The 14,131-nt window shown below is 57.7% G+C and carries 14 protein-coding genes and 1 pseudogene; 2 read left to right on the top strand and 13 right to left on the bottom strand.

The genetic code is table 11. The features are described from left to right. Positions 1-2: 2 nt before the first annotated feature. The 7 genes from C2L64_RS21010 to leuC form a co-directional block, all read right to left on the bottom strand. Positions 3-758: an SDR family NAD(P)-dependent oxidoreductase gene (locus C2L64_RS21010; RefSeq protein ID WP_009771123.1), complete on the bottom strand. Its 756-nt coding sequence runs from the start codon at positions 756-758 to the stop codon at positions 3-5. Positions 759-801: 43 nt separating this feature from the next. Further along, positions 802-1,608 carry an ABC transporter permease gene (locus tag C2L64_RS21005; RefSeq protein ID WP_007738024.1) on the bottom strand — a complete coding sequence of 269 codons (807 nt, stop codon included), beginning with the start codon at positions 1,606-1,608 and terminating at the stop codon, positions 802-804. After that, positions 1,589-2,443, bottom strand: coding sequence for an ABC transporter ATP-binding protein (locus C2L64_RS21000; RefSeq protein WP_009771124.1), 855 nt, complete (start codon positions 2,441-2,443; stop codon positions 1,589-1,591). The genes C2L64_RS21005 and C2L64_RS21000 overlap by 20 nt, the downstream gene beginning before the upstream one ends. Then, the gene (locus C2L64_RS20995; protein WP_007738020.1) at positions 2,440-3,465 is read right to left on the bottom strand and encodes an ABC transporter substrate-binding protein; all 1,026 of its coding nucleotides are present in this window, start codon (positions 3,463-3,465) and stop codon (positions 2,440-2,442) included. Before C2L64_RS20995 ends, C2L64_RS21000 begins: the two co-directional genes overlap by 4 nt. A gap of 168 nt (positions 3,466-3,633) precedes the next feature. Then, positions 3,634-4,704, bottom strand: a complete 1,071-nt coding sequence (gene leuB, locus C2L64_RS20990; protein ID WP_009771125.1) for a 3-isopropylmalate dehydrogenase — start codon at positions 4,702-4,704, stop codon at positions 3,634-3,636. 39 nt (positions 4,705-4,743) lie between these two features. Then, entirely contained in the window at positions 4,744-5,340 is a 597-nt protein-coding gene (gene leuD, locus C2L64_RS20985) for a 3-isopropylmalate dehydratase small subunit (RefSeq protein ID WP_009771126.1), read from the bottom strand. 2 nt (positions 5,341-5,342) lie between these two features. Next, the gene (gene leuC, locus C2L64_RS20980) at positions 5,343-6,773 is read right to left on the bottom strand and encodes a 3-isopropylmalate dehydratase large subunit (protein ID WP_039902857.1); all 1,431 of its coding nucleotides are present in this window, start codon (positions 6,771-6,773) and stop codon (positions 5,343-5,345) included. 71 nt (positions 6,774-6,844) lie between these two features. Between leuC and C2L64_RS56320 the strand changes: the two genes are divergently transcribed. Further along, positions 6,845-7,396, top strand: coding sequence for a helix-turn-helix domain-containing protein (locus tag C2L64_RS56320; protein WP_051058307.1), 552 nt, complete (start codon positions 6,845-6,847; stop codon positions 7,394-7,396). Continuing rightward, positions 7,327-7,716 carry an IclR family transcriptional regulator domain-containing protein gene (locus C2L64_RS20970; protein WP_456152447.1) on the top strand — a complete coding sequence of 130 codons (390 nt, stop codon included), beginning with the start codon at positions 7,327-7,329 and terminating at the stop codon, positions 7,714-7,716. The genes C2L64_RS56320 and C2L64_RS20970 overlap by 70 nt, the downstream gene beginning before the upstream one ends. A 475-nt stretch (positions 7,717-8,191) precedes the next feature. On the opposite strand, the gene C2L64_RS20960 is transcribed toward C2L64_RS20970, so the two are convergent. The 6 genes and pseudogenes from C2L64_RS20960 to C2L64_RS20935 form a co-directional block, all read right to left on the bottom strand. After that, positions 8,192-8,377 carry a hypothetical protein gene (locus tag C2L64_RS20960; protein WP_009771131.1) on the bottom strand — a complete coding sequence of 62 codons (186 nt, stop codon included), beginning with the start codon at positions 8,375-8,377 and terminating at the stop codon, positions 8,192-8,194. 287 nt (positions 8,378-8,664) lie between these two features. After that, positions 8,665-8,867: pseudogene (locus tag C2L64_RS56315) on the bottom strand (3-oxoacyl-ACP reductase); the annotation flags it as partial. 145 nt (positions 8,868-9,012) lie between these two features. Next, positions 9,013-10,995 carry a beta-galactosidase gene (locus C2L64_RS20950; protein ID WP_009771132.1) on the bottom strand — a complete coding sequence of 661 codons (1,983 nt, stop codon included), beginning with the start codon at positions 10,993-10,995 and terminating at the stop codon, positions 9,013-9,015. A 65-nt stretch (positions 10,996-11,060) separates the two neighbouring features. After that, on the bottom strand, positions 11,061-11,912 hold the full coding sequence (locus C2L64_RS20945; RefSeq protein ID WP_090838522.1) for a carbohydrate ABC transporter permease: 852 nt from the start codon (positions 11,910-11,912) through the stop codon (positions 11,061-11,063). A 16-nt stretch (positions 11,913-11,928) separates the two neighbouring features. Further along, positions 11,929-12,804 carry a carbohydrate ABC transporter permease gene (locus C2L64_RS20940; protein ID WP_039902861.1) on the bottom strand — a complete coding sequence of 292 codons (876 nt, stop codon included), beginning with the start codon at positions 12,802-12,804 and terminating at the stop codon, positions 11,929-11,931. An 89-nt stretch (positions 12,805-12,893) separates the two neighbouring features. Further along, on the bottom strand, positions 12,894-14,126 hold the full coding sequence (locus C2L64_RS20935; RefSeq protein ID WP_086909080.1) for an ABC transporter substrate-binding protein: 1,233 nt from the start codon (positions 14,124-14,126) through the stop codon (positions 12,894-12,896). Positions 14,127-14,131: the final 5 nt, after the last annotated feature.

Genomic DNA, 14,131 nt, shown 5'->3' with positions numbered 1-14,131 from the left:
CTTCAATAGGTAGCCCGGCCACCAGACAGATCAAAAACCGAGGCTGTGGTAAATGAATTCTCTTCACTGACAAGCCAGGCGATCATTGCGGCTGCTTCATTGAGTTCGAGGAAACGGCCACGCGGAATCTTGCCCAGCATGTAGCGGATATGCTCGGGCGATTGTTCCATCGCGCCGGGCGTACGAGCCACTGCGGGCGTGACGCAGTTGACCGCGATATCGTGGCTCGCCAGTTCCTTTCCGAGCGACTTGGTCATGGCAATGACAGCAGCCTTGGCTGAACTGTACGCTGCGGCGTTGGGGTTACCTTCCTTGCCGGCGACGGAAGCCAGATTAACGATGCGACCGTAGTTCTGCCCGACCATCACGGGTACCACAGCGCGGCAGCAGTGGAAAGTGCCGTTGACGTCGATGTCGATCACCTGCTTCCAGACGTCGATGGGATACTCGGCCAAGGTCGCATTTGGGCCAACGACCGCCGCGTTATTGATCAGGATATCGATGCGTCCGGCGACCTTCAGCGTACCCGATACAGCAGCTTCGACGCTGGCATAGTCGGCGATATCAACACGTTCGACGTGAATATCGGAATGTCCCAGTTCTATACGGGCCCGCTCCAGGCCTGCGGCATTGATATCCCAGATCACGAGGCGCGCGCCGGAGGCCAGCAGCCGGCGGCCGACCTCCAGGCCGATGCCTTGCGCGCCGCCGGTCACAACAGCGATGCGGTCGTTCAGATTTATTGCGTTGGTCTGCAAGATAATTTCCTTAACGTTGATGTGTCGATCGCGGCACACATGCTCATGCGCTCGCGGCCACGGTCTGCCCGGCGACAGGACGCCAGCGCAGAAGGTAGTCCTCGACGAGGGATACCGCTGTATCGAGCAACAGTGCAAATAAGGTCAACACCAGAATGCCAGCGATAACCGAGTTGATGTCGAACACGCCCTCTGCCAGCAGAATCAGATACCCTACGCCCTTCTCCGAGCCTAGATACTCACCGACCACGCTTCCAACAAACGCGATGCCGATCGCGTTGTGCAAGCTTGAGAACACCCAGCTCGTCGCCGAAGGGAGATACACGTGCCGCATTAGCTGACGCGCATTGGCGCCCAGCATTCGGGTGTTGGACAACACCGCAGGGCTGACCTCGCGCACCCCCTGGAAGACGTTAAAGAAGACAACGAAGAAGACGAGCGTCACGCCCAGCGCCACCTTGGACCAGATGCCGAGGCCAAACCAAAGCGCGAAGATCGGTGCAAAGATCAGTCGCGGCATGGAATTCATGGCCTTTATAAATGGATCGAACACGACCGCGAGGAACGGATTGAGCGCGAGCCATAGACCGCAAGCCAGACCGGACACCGTACCGATCGCGAACGCCAGCATGGTTTCGAGCAGCGTTGTGTACAGGTGGCGAAACACCGAGCCGGTCACAGTCCATTCGACGATGCGATGCGCAACGCCCAACGGATCGCCGAAGAAAAAAGGCGACAACCATTTCTGACTGGTGCAGATCCACCACAGGAACAGAACGCCGAACAGGAGTGCGAGCCGCGTGACAAGAACAGCAACGCGATTGTTTGGGTCAAACACGATTGCGCGCATAGCTTTTCAGAACCTCCCCTCGAAGCACGTCCCAGATCTGGGTGTGCAGTTGCAGGAAACGCTGCGTCATACGGATTTCTGACATTTCGCGTGGACGCACAAGGTCGATTTCAAACTCCGCGATAGGCCGCGTACCGGGCCCTGCCGACAGCACGATGACGCGGTCCGATAAGGAAATAGCCTCTTCGAGATCGTGGGTCACGAACATCACAGACTTGCGGTCGTGCGACCACAGCCGCAGTAGCTCGTTTTCCATCAGGTGCCTGGTCTGGATGTCCAGCGCACTGAAGGGTTCGTCCATCAGGATGATGCGAGGATTCAGCGCCAGTGCTTGCGCCAGGCCGGCACGCTTGCGCATGCCACCCGACATCTGGTGCGGATACTTTTTGCCGTGGCCGTGCAAACCCACCCGCTCAAGCCATTCGTGCGCCACCTTCAGCGCCTCATCGTGGGGCGTGCCACGGAAGATGAGGCCCATGGCGATGTTCTCTTCGGCCGTCTTCCACGGCATGAGTGCGTCGACCTGGAACAGGTAGGCAGCTTGCTTGTTCAGGCCATTGGTCAGCTTCTCGCCGAACACGCTCAAGCTGCCCGACGATGGCCGGGTGAGCCCGGCTGCCACATTCAGCAACGTGGACTTGCCACACCCCGTAGGTCCAACTATCGAGACGAACTCTCCGTCGCCGATCGCCAGATTGCCGCCGGAAACGGCCGTGTAGGTCTGAGCGTTCTTGCCATTGCCGGCGAAAGTGCAGGTTACATTGTCAAAGCGCAAAGCCTCACGCATTGCAGTCTGGCCACGATCAACGACGATATTGCACGGCGCAGTGCTCATGGCTGGATCTCCGCCGCTTTCTCGACAAACCGGTTGTCATAGGTCGAGGAGAGATCAATTTTGGCCGCCGCCACGTTCGGGTCGAACGCCGACAGCACATCACGCACGGTCTGTGCACCTTTGGCCGTAATCTCCCCGTTCTGTGCGATGCACCGGCGGCTATTTGTGAAGGCATCGGCATACAGTGCCTTGTTCTCGCCCAGGTACTCAGGCGGCACATTGTCCGCGACTTGCTGGGGCGTGGCTTTGGCGATCCACTTCTCCGCGCGCACGATCGCATTGGCGACCGCCTGTACCGTCTTCGGATTCTTATTGATGAAATCCTGAGTCGCAAACAGGCTCGACTCCGGATAATCCGACCCGAACACCTTGACGTTACCCTCTGCGGTACGCATGTTCTCCAACGGTTTGAGGCTGCCGTCCTTCGTCAGGATTGTGGCGCTCGGATCATTGACGATCAGCGCATCGATCTGGCCCGCCCTCACTGCCGCTACGGCTCCCGCAGCCTGACCAACACCGATGATGGATACGTCCGATGGCTGAAGCCCCGCCTTGTGCAGGATGTAGTTCAGTGCCATATGTGTGCTGGAGCCCGGCGCACTCACGCCGATACGCATACCCTTCAGGTCCTTCGTCGACTTGACTTCGGCCTGGCGCTTCTGGGACACGCCGAAGATCCAGCCTGGACAATTGACCTGCGCTGCGATCGTCACCAGGTGCTGCCCCTTGGTAGCCATCGTGATGGTGTTTGAATAGGCGCCCGCTACCATGTCGGAGCTCCCTCCCAACAACGCCTCTAATGTCTTGGAACCCCCTGAGAAGGCAGCGATGTGCACATCTAACCCTTCGTCCTTGAAGTAGCCGCGTTGCACGGCGACGAGCATCGGCAGATACGTGATGCCGACGGAGGCCGCCGCAATGTGAAGTTCGGGTTTTTCAGGCACATCCTTGGCCACGGCCGCGACAGAACCGCAGCCAAGCTCGAACGCGGCACAAAGCGCGATGGCAAATTTCAGCTTCATGGTTGTCTCCTCCCTTTTAGGGAATATTTTGGTGCGACCTACCGCCGAGGATGGACCGGGGTCTTCACGAACCCGATACCTTTGATGCTGAGAACTGCCGAGGATCATCGGCTCCTCATGCCCCCGATCCTCTTGCTTCTGACCTTCTTCCTGCTGCGCGATGCGCGCTTACGCCGCCTGCTTGCGCAGTGCCTCGACCACCGCATCGCCCATGTCTCGGGTACCCACGGATTGCGTGCCTTCCTGATGGATGTCGGCAGTTCGATAGCCGGCGCCTAGCACTGCACGCACGGCCTGCTCAACGCGGGTCGCGGCATCTTCCATCTCGAAGCTCTCGCGCAGCATCATCGCAAGCGACAGGATCGCGGCGAGCGGATTGGCGATATCCTTGCCTGCAATGTCCGGCGCCGAGCCGTGCACAGGCTCGTACAAGCCCTTGCGGTTATAGCCCAGCGATGCTGAAGGCAGCATGCCGATTGAACCGGTCAACATCGCCGCAGCATCCGAGAGAATGTCTCCAAACAGATTGCCCGTGACGATCACGTCGAACTGCTTGGGTCGACGCATGAGCATCATGGCGGCGGCATCCACAAAGAGATGGGTCAGTTCGACATCCGGGTAATCGCGCCCGACGCGCGTGACAACTTCGCGCCATAACTGGCTTGCCTCGAGCACATTCGCCTTGTCCACTGAGCACAACTTGCGGCTGCGGCGTCGGGCGCTTTCGAAGGCAGCACGGGCAACCCGCTCGACCTCTGATTCCGAATACCGCATTGTGTTGAAACCCACGCGCTCCCCGGCCTGGTTGGTTTCGAACCCACGCGGTTGACCGAAATAGGCGTCGCCATTTAATTCACGCACGATTACGAGATCCAGCCCATCGACCACCTCTGGCCGCAAGGTCGAAGCGCCGATCAGTTCCGGGAACATATAGGCCGGCCGGAAGTTGGCATACAGGGTCAGCGCTTCGCGCAACTGCAGTAATCCCGTGCCGGGACGACGTTCACGCGGGATATCGGCCTCGTCGGCCACACCCACCGAGCCGAACAGGATCGCATCGGCCTTGCGAGCCAACTCCAGAGTGGGTTCGGGAAGTGGCACTCCATGGGCCTGAATGCCTGCCTCGCCGATGGACGCCTCCTGAGTCTCGGCATGAGGCGCCACGACCCGTAGCACCTTGACCGCCTGCGCCACCACCTCTGTGCCGATACCGTCACCCGGCATGACTGCAATCTTCATCTGAGCTTCTCCTTGGTTGTTATCCGTAAGGGTGCGCCTTCAATACGCTCGGGCATGGTTGCGCTCGAACGCGTCGATGCGATCCTGATGCGACAGCGTGTAGTCGATCTCGTCCATCCCTCGCAGCAGACACTCTTTCGCGAACGGCTCCATCTCGAAGACATGGGCCGAGCTGTCGGGCAACGTCGCGGTCTGTGCGGGCAGGTCGATGGCAATGCGACTGCCCGGACTGGTCGACAAAGTGTCCAGCAGCGGCAAAACCACGGCCTCTGGCAATACGATGGGCAGCAGCCCGTTTTTCAGGCAGTTGATGAAAAAGATATCGCCGAAGCCTGGCGCAATCACCGCCCGGATACCGTAGTCATACAGCGCCCAGACGGCGTGCTCTCGCGAAGAACCGCAACCGAAATTGTGGTTGGCTACGACGATGCGAGACTGCCTGTAAGGCGTCTTGTTGAGCACAAAGTCCGGTCGCTCCGCACCATCGTGGTCGAAGCGCAGTGCACGGAACAGAAATTGGCCGAAATCGTCGGAACGAGGTTTCTGGAGGAAGCGTGCTGGCAGTATCTGGTCGGTATCGCAGTTGATTTCGGCAATTGGCACCGCGACGGAGTCAAGGTATTTCAGGCTGTCCATTTTCAGGCTCCCAAGAGGAGGCGCACGTCCGTCAGATGACCCATCACTGCAGCGGCAGCAGCCATGGACGGGCTCATCAGGTGTGTGCGCACGCCCGGCCCCTGACGGCCCACGAAATTGCGGTTCGAGGTAGAGGCACAGCGCTGGCCGGGGGCAGCGACATCGCCGTTGGTTGCAAGGCACATCGAACAGCCGGGGAAGCGCCACTCGAAACCGGCTTCCCTGAACACGTGATCCAGCCCTTCGGCTTCGGCCTGCGCGCGTACCAGGTGCGATCCGGGCACCACCCATGCCTCGACGCCAGGTGCAACGCGGCGACCGCGCGCGACCTCGGCCGCGCTGCGCAGGTCCTCAATCCGTCCGTTGGTGCATGAGCCGATGAAAACCCTATCGATCGCGACGCCTTCCAGCGCCTCGTGAGGCTTCAGCCCCATGTACTCAAGTGCCCGCAACATTGACGCACGGAGATCGGGGTCGGCCTCCTCCGCAGGATCGGGCACGCGGTGGTCGATTGCGCACGCGTATTCGGGCGTGGTTCCCCATGTCACCATGGGAGCGATATCAGCCACGTCGATATGCACCTCGCGATCGAACACCGCGCCTGCGTCGGTAAAAAGCTCGCGCCAGTGCGCCATCGCCCGATCCCACTGCTCGCCTGCAGGGGCATAAGGGCGGTCAGACAGATAACCGAAAGTAGTGTCGTCGGGAGCGATCATTCCGGCACGGCCGCCCGCCTCGATCGTCATGTTGCATAGCGTCAACCGTCCTTCCATCGATAGGCCCGCGACAGCCGAGCCGGCGTACTCGATTACGTGGCCTGCCGCGCCAGCCACGCCAATCCGCGCAATCACGGCGAGAATCAAGTCTTTAGCAGTAACGCCCTGACCCGCCTTTCCGTCGAGGATGACGCGCATGTTGCCCGATTTGCGCTGCCAGAGGCATTGTGTGGCGAGCACGTGCGCCACCTCGGTTGCGCCGATGCCGAATGCCAGCGCCCCGAGCGCGCCGTGCGTCGACGTGTGGCTGTCGGCGCAGACGACGGTCATGCCAGGCAGACTTAAACCTTGCTCGGGTCCGACGACATGCACGATTCCGCGCCGCGAGTCATCCATATCGAACAGCGTGATGCGCGACTCCGCGGTATCACGTTGCAAGGCCGTGATCATGGCTCGCCGCTCGGGGTCTGCCACGGACGCCATATCGTTCGCCGCGCTGGAAACGTAGTGGTCGGCCGTGCCGAAGATGCGATCGGGCGAGCGCGGTTTGAGTCCACGCTCACGCAACATGTCAAACGATTGTGCAGTGACGTCGTGAACGAAATGCCGGTCTATGAACAGCAGGTCCTGCCCATCGTCACGCGTCATCACCCGGTGAGCGTCCCAGATCTTGTCGTAAAGGGTTCTCGGACCACCCATGGCTTGGTCAGATTGCATTGCTTTGTCTCGCTCCATCAATTTATCGGCCGTGGCAAACACGGCCGTGCGGTTTCGCAATTGATTCTGGTGTGAAAGCATCATGCATCAGGCACGTCGGCTTGTTCGTGGTCTTTTGGAAAGGCACCATCGCCGATCGCGATGACGAGAATCATCAATGTCGATGTTCTCGTCGACGCGACAAAACTTGCCAGACGGACCGCGATTTCGTCGGCGCGTTCGAGAAGGGGTTTGCCGTCATTGAGGCATTCAATGCTTCGGAGGTCGCGCTCACAGCGGCAGTCGTCGCCGAGAAGACGGGACTTACGCGTGCCGGGGCACGCCGTTATCTGCTGACGCTCACAAAGCTTGGCTACGCGGAGTTCGAAGGCAAATTTTTTCGCCTGACGCCGCGTATCCTGAAGCTCGGCTATGCCTACTTGTCGGGCGCGTCGCTGACAAAACTCGCACAGCCGATCCTCGAGGTGATCGGCGAACGCATGAATGAGGTCCATCGCTCACGCTGCTCGATGGCGACGAGGTTGTATTTGTCGGCCGCTCATCCGCGACGTGCATCGCGTCGGTGTCGATCGGCATCGGCACGCGGCTACCCGCCTACTGCGCGGCTTCCGGCCGCGTGCTGATGATGCACCGTACCGATGCTCAGATCCGGCAGTATCTCGAGAGCATCGACATCAAGCCGTTCAGCGCGAAGACGATTCCCGATCGTGCGCAAATCCTTTCGCAGTTTCAACAGACACGCAACGAACGGCATTCGGTAATTGATGAGGAGTATGAGATTGGATTGCGTTCGATCGCAGTTCCGGTTATGAACGTGCGAAATCAGCTGAACTGTGCGCTAACGGTAAGTGTGCATTCGAGCCGGATGACGCCGACGCAAATGGTCGACGAGATATTGCCTGCGCTAGAAAGCGGGGCGCGCACACTATCGTCGATGGTTTGATGGTAGTCCGCAATGACCTGAGAATCGCCATGGAAATCAGTCGGTCACAGTTAGCTGGCTAACATCAGCGGCAGCACAATGCGTTGCGTGACTGCGTGAGTGGTTCGCATAATTTTCATTGAAGAAGTGTCGCTGGAACAGCAGTGTCGCTACGCGACGGGCGATTTACTGTTCCAGATGCTAGCTGCGAATTGACAGACAGCCTGAACACGACACCGCCCCCACGTTCGAGGAAAGGGGCTCATCAGGCAGCGTAAGGGGCATCCGGTCGATGCCGGCGTGCTCGAGACACTCTCGCCTTACGGGAAGGACCATATCAACCGCCTCGGCTCCTATCTGCTCGACCTCCAGCGAAAGGTGCCACCGCTCGATCCGACGATCGACTTCGATTTCTCATTGAGATCAGCGGCTTAAGGCCATTATGGCGAAAATTTTACGAGTCACGGCCGACCCTCTAGTGCTCTCGCGAACCGCATCAGGGATGCGAATACTGGTTCTTATGCGGCGAATGGTGCTTCGTGTGATGCCGATTGTGCGAAGTGGCACGCCCGCTTTGCGGCGCGCTCTGGCCTTCGCCGAAGTAATACTTCTGCGAAGTTTGCGCGTGACCGACAGCGGACAGTGACAACGCCATCAGCAACAGGCATTTCGAAAGCTTCATGCATCCTCATTTTAAACAGGTGAGTCAGGATAGCGCAATGCACGATGCAGCAATAGACATGCGTATCACGTCGAATGACGGCAGACACGACGCACGCCGCGAGCGCGGATACCCTGTGCGCGTGTCCCAACGCGGCACGCGCTATATGCTCCGGCAGCAACACATCGTCGAGGCACTGCCCCCCCTTGATCGCGCGGAGCCCTGACTCGCCGAGCCATATTCGCTTTTACTTACCCGTCATGACCCATCCTGGGACAAGTGAGTTCACTCGAATCAGTATCAGCGCCGCGGCGATCTGCTAATCCCTCGGCTAGGGTATCGCCTGCTCGCACATCGGTGTCCAGGAATCCCACCTTCGCCTTTTGGTTGAAAAATGCTCGACAAACGCGGCACCGATACCCGTAGCACCGCCGGTGATAAGCACAGTGCGATTGGCAAGGCTGGGAATGCGAGTACGCAAATCGTCGTTCCTATCCGCCTGTGCGGACACACTTGTTGCCTTCGAAAATCAAATGGTCAATGAGTACTGGAGTCGCGCATATTCGCCGCGCTCACCTTTTCCGATAACCCGCCACGTGTTCGGCCCTTTGGCGCCCTGCAAGCGGCCGTCCCGTCAGCCTCACCATTTCCGCCGTTCACTGAAGAAGCAAGACTTCCACGCCCATAGGTTCCAGAACCAGAGGTTGCGTGATCGCTTCTCCCGTAAGCGCACTACGGAGCGCCGCCACCGGGAGTTGGAGTTCGTTCTTGCCCTTCGTCAGATTGAGAACGAACAGCAATTGCTTCCCGCTGCCCGATCGAACTGACAACTCGACACCCGGTGGGAGGTTATCGAATGCCGCAAGGTCAAGGTCACTCGCAACGTCTTTGATAAGGGCTCGATAACCCTCATCGTCCAGAATGGTTCCGATGTAGTACGCCACACCCTTTCCAAACGAATTTCGGGTTATCGCAGTCCGCCCGGCGAAGAAATCCGTCGTGTAGTCTCCGACAGACTCTGCAGTTATCGGAGCAAGAATGTCACACCACTGGGAACATCCCGCCTCAAAATTTCCCCGCAATACCAATGTCTGCCCGTCATTTCCGACCGGGTCATACTCCTCAACCACTACGCCAGCGAGGTCACGCAATCCTCCCGGCAGCTCTGTCGAGAGGCAAACGTTCGTCATGTTCTTCACGCCAGAGCGCGTCGTCAGAATGACAGTCCCTCCCGCAGAGGCAAAGGCGCGCAGCTTGTCTACTACCTCATCGTTCTCAAGAAAGAGGAACGGTGCGACCACCAGACGATACGTACTGAAGTCAGACGTCCAGTTAATGACATCGGTGCCAATTCCCAACCTGAGGAATGCGTGGTGGATCTGCTTGAAATTGCGAAGATAGTCAAACCCGTCAGATTGAGGTTGAATCTGTAACGCATTCAATTGCTCATGTGAAAAGAGCATCGCGACATCATTGACAACCGTGGTGCCATCCAGCATCGCGGACAATTGCCGCACTTCCTCGCTGAAACGGGCAAATTCATCGAAGCGGCGCCCCGGCTTGCCGTGGTGATCGTGCAATCCATGCCAGAACTGCTCTGCGCCGATTCGGGCGGAACGCCACCGGAACTGGACAACGGCGTCTGCACCGCGGGCTACACTTTGCCAGGCATACGCACGGATCATCCCGGGATAAGGCGTGCGCGACATCGGATGCCAGCAACCAGGCGTACCACTGAGCTGCTCCATCACCCAGAAATTTCTCCGCTTGATTCCGCGTGTGAGATCGTGCGTCAACGCTCCATGGTAGATCCACGATTTACTGTCGTTTGAGAGGTCGGTACCTGGATAGTAATCAACCGACGCAAAGTCCATTTTGTCGAACAAATCATAGTAGTCGTTGACGACCGGATATCCCCAAAGGTTATGCGTGATGAACTGACCTGCGCAATTCTCCCTGATGATGCGCGCCTGGAATCGGTTGAAATCTGCAACTGAGTCCGAACAGAAGCGCTGATAGTCGAGAAGGAACGACGGATTTTGATAAGGTGAACCACCGAGAGGGGTATTCACCTGAGTCCACTCGCTATATTCTCCGCTCCATACGACCGTCCCCCACTCGCGGTTCAGTGTCGTCAGATCGCCATATTTCTTTTTCAACCACAGCCTGAAATCGCTAATCGCCGCATCGCTATGACTGTCGTTTCCAATCATCTCGTTGTCGGTCTGCCAGCCGATTACGTTCGGATTATGACCATACCGAGCGGTCAGCTTCTTAACGATGATTTCCGTGTGGCGACGCAAGGATGGGCTGTTGTAGCAACGATGCAACCGGACCCCCGGGTAGACCGGCTGTCGTTTGTTGTCCAGAGGAAGAACATCTGGGTACTTTTCAACCAGCCAGTTCGGCGGAGTCGCGCTCGGCGTGCCGATTACAACTTGAATGCCCCGCCGTCCGAGGGTGTCGATCGCATCGTCTAGCCACGCGAAGTCAAACTTTCCTTCGATTGGCTCAAGCCTGGACCAGGCAAATTCAGCAAGGCGCACGACGGTGATGCCTGCCGCCTGCATACGCTGCGCATCTTCTTCCCATATCTCGCAGTCCCAGTGTTCGGGGTAATAGTCGACACCAACCTTCATAGAGATTCCTGAAAAATGTGAGATATATGCCGGCATTCAAGTCGCCAGCGCAAAGATGAACTGGCTTAGCCCTTTGTCGCGCCGAAAGTCAGACCGGCAACAAAATGCTTCTGCATCGTGAAAAAAATCAAGACCGAGGGCAGTGCTGCTAGCAGGGAGCCGGCAGAGACAAGATTCCAGGCAGTCGTCCATTGTCCCTTAAGGGCCGCAACGCCAACTGTGAGAGGTGCTGCATCGTCACCTTGCGTCAGACACAGCGCCCAGAAGTAGTCGTTCCATACGAACGTGAAAACCAGCACGGCGAGTGCCGCGAGGGCCGGCCGGATCAGCGGAAGTACGATCCTGAAGAACAGTTGCCATTCGGTTGCGCCTTCCACGCGAGCCGCCTCAATCAGCTCATACGGAAGTTCCTTGATGAAATTCCGCAGGAAAAGTGTGCAAAACCCTGTCTGGAAAGAAAGGTGAAAGAGGATGAGGCCGCCAACTGTATTGAACAGACCCAGTTTTAAGGTCAGGTCGCGTACGGGAATCATAAGTATCTGAATCGGCACGAAGTTGCCCGCGACGAACGCGGCAAGCACCGCCGTATTTCCCTTGAACCGATAGGTTGATAGAGCGAAACCCGCCATTGCAGAAAGAGCGATCGCGCCGAGAACCGAAGGAAACGTAATCAGGCAGCTATTCCATGCGTAATGCAGCATCGGGGAATCCACCAGCACAGTCCGGTAGTTTTGATATGCCGCAAAATCGTGCGGCCATCCCCAGTAATTTCCCTGCATCTGTTCGTCGGAGGAGCGTACTGATGTCACCAGTACGGCGAGTAAGGGCATGAGCCAGATAACCAGGGAGATTGGCAACGAGACCTTGTAGAGTGCGCGATTGGCGGGCTTCCAGCTGGCAACGGGTAAGGGATACATGTGAGAACTCCGTGAGTCAGCGGTCAGAGCGCAACAGCCGACGCAGCTGATAGGCAATGAACACGAGCATGATCAGAAACAGCACGACTGCGATAGATGCCGAATATCCGAAACGGAAATACTTGATGGCCTGGTCGTACATGTAGTACGCGAGAACGGTTGAGCTATCGAATGGCCCCCCAGCGGTCATAACGGAGATCAGATCGAAGCTGCGAAGTGCGCCGATAACCGTCAGCGTGATCGCCATGAATGTCGCGGGCCGCAGTTGCGGAAGGACTACGTGCCAAAGCAGATTCCACCCGCGCGCCCCTTCCAGTCGGCCGGCTTCAATTACCTCTGGATTAATACTGGTAAGACTCGTCAAAAAGAGAATCATGCAGAAAGGAATCTGCACCCAGAGTGCCGCCACAATGATTCCCAGCGTCGCGTAGTGTTCGTCGCCGAGCACGGGAATACCGTGCCCAATAATCACCTTGAGCAGACCGAACGCAGGGTCATAAAACCAGCTAAAGACCAAGCCGATAACAACACCAGAAACCACGAAAGGCGCAAAAAACAGGGACTTCACGACACGCATCCCGCGGACAGTCTGATTCAGGTACAGGGCCAGCATCAGTCCGATAGGTGGTGCGAGAAGAAGCAGTACGAGCCAGATCACATTGTTCTTCAACGCGCTGTAGAACGTATCCGAGTGGATCAACTCGTGGTAGTTCGCGAGCCCTACGAAAGTAGACGGTCCTACACCGTCCCAGTCATAGAAGCTGAGCACGATGCTGCGAATGATCGGATAAATAACGTACACCACGAACATCACGCAAGCCGGCGCGAGAAACAGCGCTGCTGCGCGGCGGCGACGTCGCGCTAGTGGAGAAGCAGCGATGGAAGTGGACATTTTTCGGCCCAGTGAAGCATGCACAATGCGCATGCTCGTGGGATTCCCTTGGCCCGTATCTGGCGCGAGCCCGCGTCGGTTGCGAATGCTCATTTTTTGGATATCCGGGCGCGCGTCTCCTCCAGATGTGCGAGCACCTGGTCGAGCGTCGATGGATCACCGACGAAGCGCTGCATGCCCTTCATCCCCTCGTCCGCCATTTCCTTTGTCATGTCGCGGTCGTAGAACTGTGCAATGCCGCCCTTCGTGTTCGACAGGATCTCAAATCCTTTCTTCGCGTACGGGTCGTCAGGTACCGTCGCCTGATTGTTTGCGGGCAGAGATCCAAACGCCTTTGCGAGGTTTCCGTCGACATCCGGTTTCGCGATGAACGCGAGAAAACGTCGGGCATCGGCCTTGTTCTTCGCGCGCGACGGGATATTCAGACAGTCTGCAGAGCCGTCTTCTGCCACCGGCAATTTTGAGTCCATGACCGGAAACTGGAAGTAACCAACCTTTGACTTGAGCGCGTCGGGCAATCCGCCCGAGATGAACGTGCCCATCAGCATCATGGCCGCCTGACCTTGTATCAGCAGCGGTTGGGCGGAATCGAGGGTGTACGACAGCGCGTTGTCGACAAAGTATTTGTTGTCGAGCAGAACCTTCCATGCTTCATATGCTTTCTTCACGCGGGGGTCGGTGTACGGAACCTTGCCGTCCATCAACTGCATGTGAAAGGCGTAACCGTTCAACCGTAGATCGATGTAATCGAACCACGCCGCAAGTGTCCATGAGTCGCGCCCGCCCACTGCGATTGGCGTAATACCCGCAGCCTTCAGCTTCTTGCAGGCATCAAGAAACTCCTCCCATGTCTTGGGCTCACCTTTGATACCCGCCTTCTCAAACAGATCCCTTCTGTAAAACAGTCCCCATGAAAAATAATCGGTAGGCAACGCATACTGCTTGCCGTTAAAAGATGACGGATCTTTCAGGGACGCGAAGCTCGTGTTCCATCCGTTCTTTTGCCAATCTGCCGATATGTCCTCAAGCAGACCACGCTGCGCGTAATAACGCATCCGCTCGCCCTCGTGCCACTTGACGACATCAGGCGCCTGCGAGATCAGCCAGCCAGGAAGCTGGACCTTATATGCTTCTTCCTCGATATAGGACGCTTTCACTTTGACGTCCGGGTTTGCCTTTTCGAAATCTGCAATCGTGTGCTCCCAGAAGGCACGCTGATTCGCGCCCTTGAAAGCCAGGTTTACGGCCAGTTCGCCAGCCTGAACATTTGCAGCTACGGCGAGTGCGGAGGCAACAAGCGCCACGTGGAATCGTTTATTCATATTTC

This window comes from Paraburkholderia hospita (assembly GCF_002902965.1).
GTDB lineage: Bacteria > Pseudomonadota > Gammaproteobacteria > Burkholderiales > Burkholderiaceae > Paraburkholderia > Paraburkholderia hospita.
This window is presented reverse-complemented; position numbering and strand designations above follow the sequence as displayed.

Bases quoted from the DNA above. Each gene is read 5' to 3' on its own strand.
- leuC (WP_039902857.1), bottom strand. From the start codon at position 6,773: ATGCAATCTGACCAAGCCATGGGTGGTCCGAGAACCCTTTACGACAAG.
- leuD (WP_009771126.1), bottom strand. From the start codon at position 5,340: ATGGACAGCCTGAAATACCTTGACTCCGTCGCGGTGCCAATTGCCGAA.
- C2L64_RS20935 (WP_086909080.1), bottom strand. From the start codon at position 14,126: ATGAATAAACGATTCCACGTGGCGCTTGTTGCCTCCGCACTCGCCGTA.
- C2L64_RS20940 (WP_039902861.1), bottom strand. From the start codon at position 12,804: ATGTCCACTTCCATCGCTGCTTCTCCACTAGCGCGACGTCGCCGCCGC.
- C2L64_RS20960 (WP_009771131.1), bottom strand. From the start codon at position 8,377: ATGAAGCTTTCGAAATGCCTGTTGCTGATGGCGTTGTCACTGTCCGCT.
- C2L64_RS20950 (WP_009771132.1), bottom strand. From the start codon at position 10,995: ATGAAGGTTGGTGTCGACTATTACCCCGAACACTGGGACTGCGAGATA.
- C2L64_RS21000 (WP_009771124.1), bottom strand. From the start codon at position 2,443: ATGAGCACTGCGCCGTGCAATATCGTCGTTGATCGTGGCCAGACTGCA.
- C2L64_RS21005 (WP_007738024.1), bottom strand. From the start codon at position 1,608: ATGCGCGCAATCGTGTTTGACCCAAACAATCGCGTTGCTGTTCTTGTC.
- C2L64_RS20995 (WP_007738020.1), bottom strand. From the start codon at position 3,465: ATGAAGCTGAAATTTGCCATCGCGCTTTGTGCCGCGTTCGAGCTTGGC.
- C2L64_RS20945 (WP_090838522.1), bottom strand. From the start codon at position 11,912: ATGTATCCCTTACCCGTTGCCAGCTGGAAGCCCGCCAATCGCGCACTC.
- leuB (WP_009771125.1), bottom strand. From the start codon at position 4,704: ATGAAGATTGCAGTCATGCCGGGTGACGGTATCGGCACAGAGGTGGTG.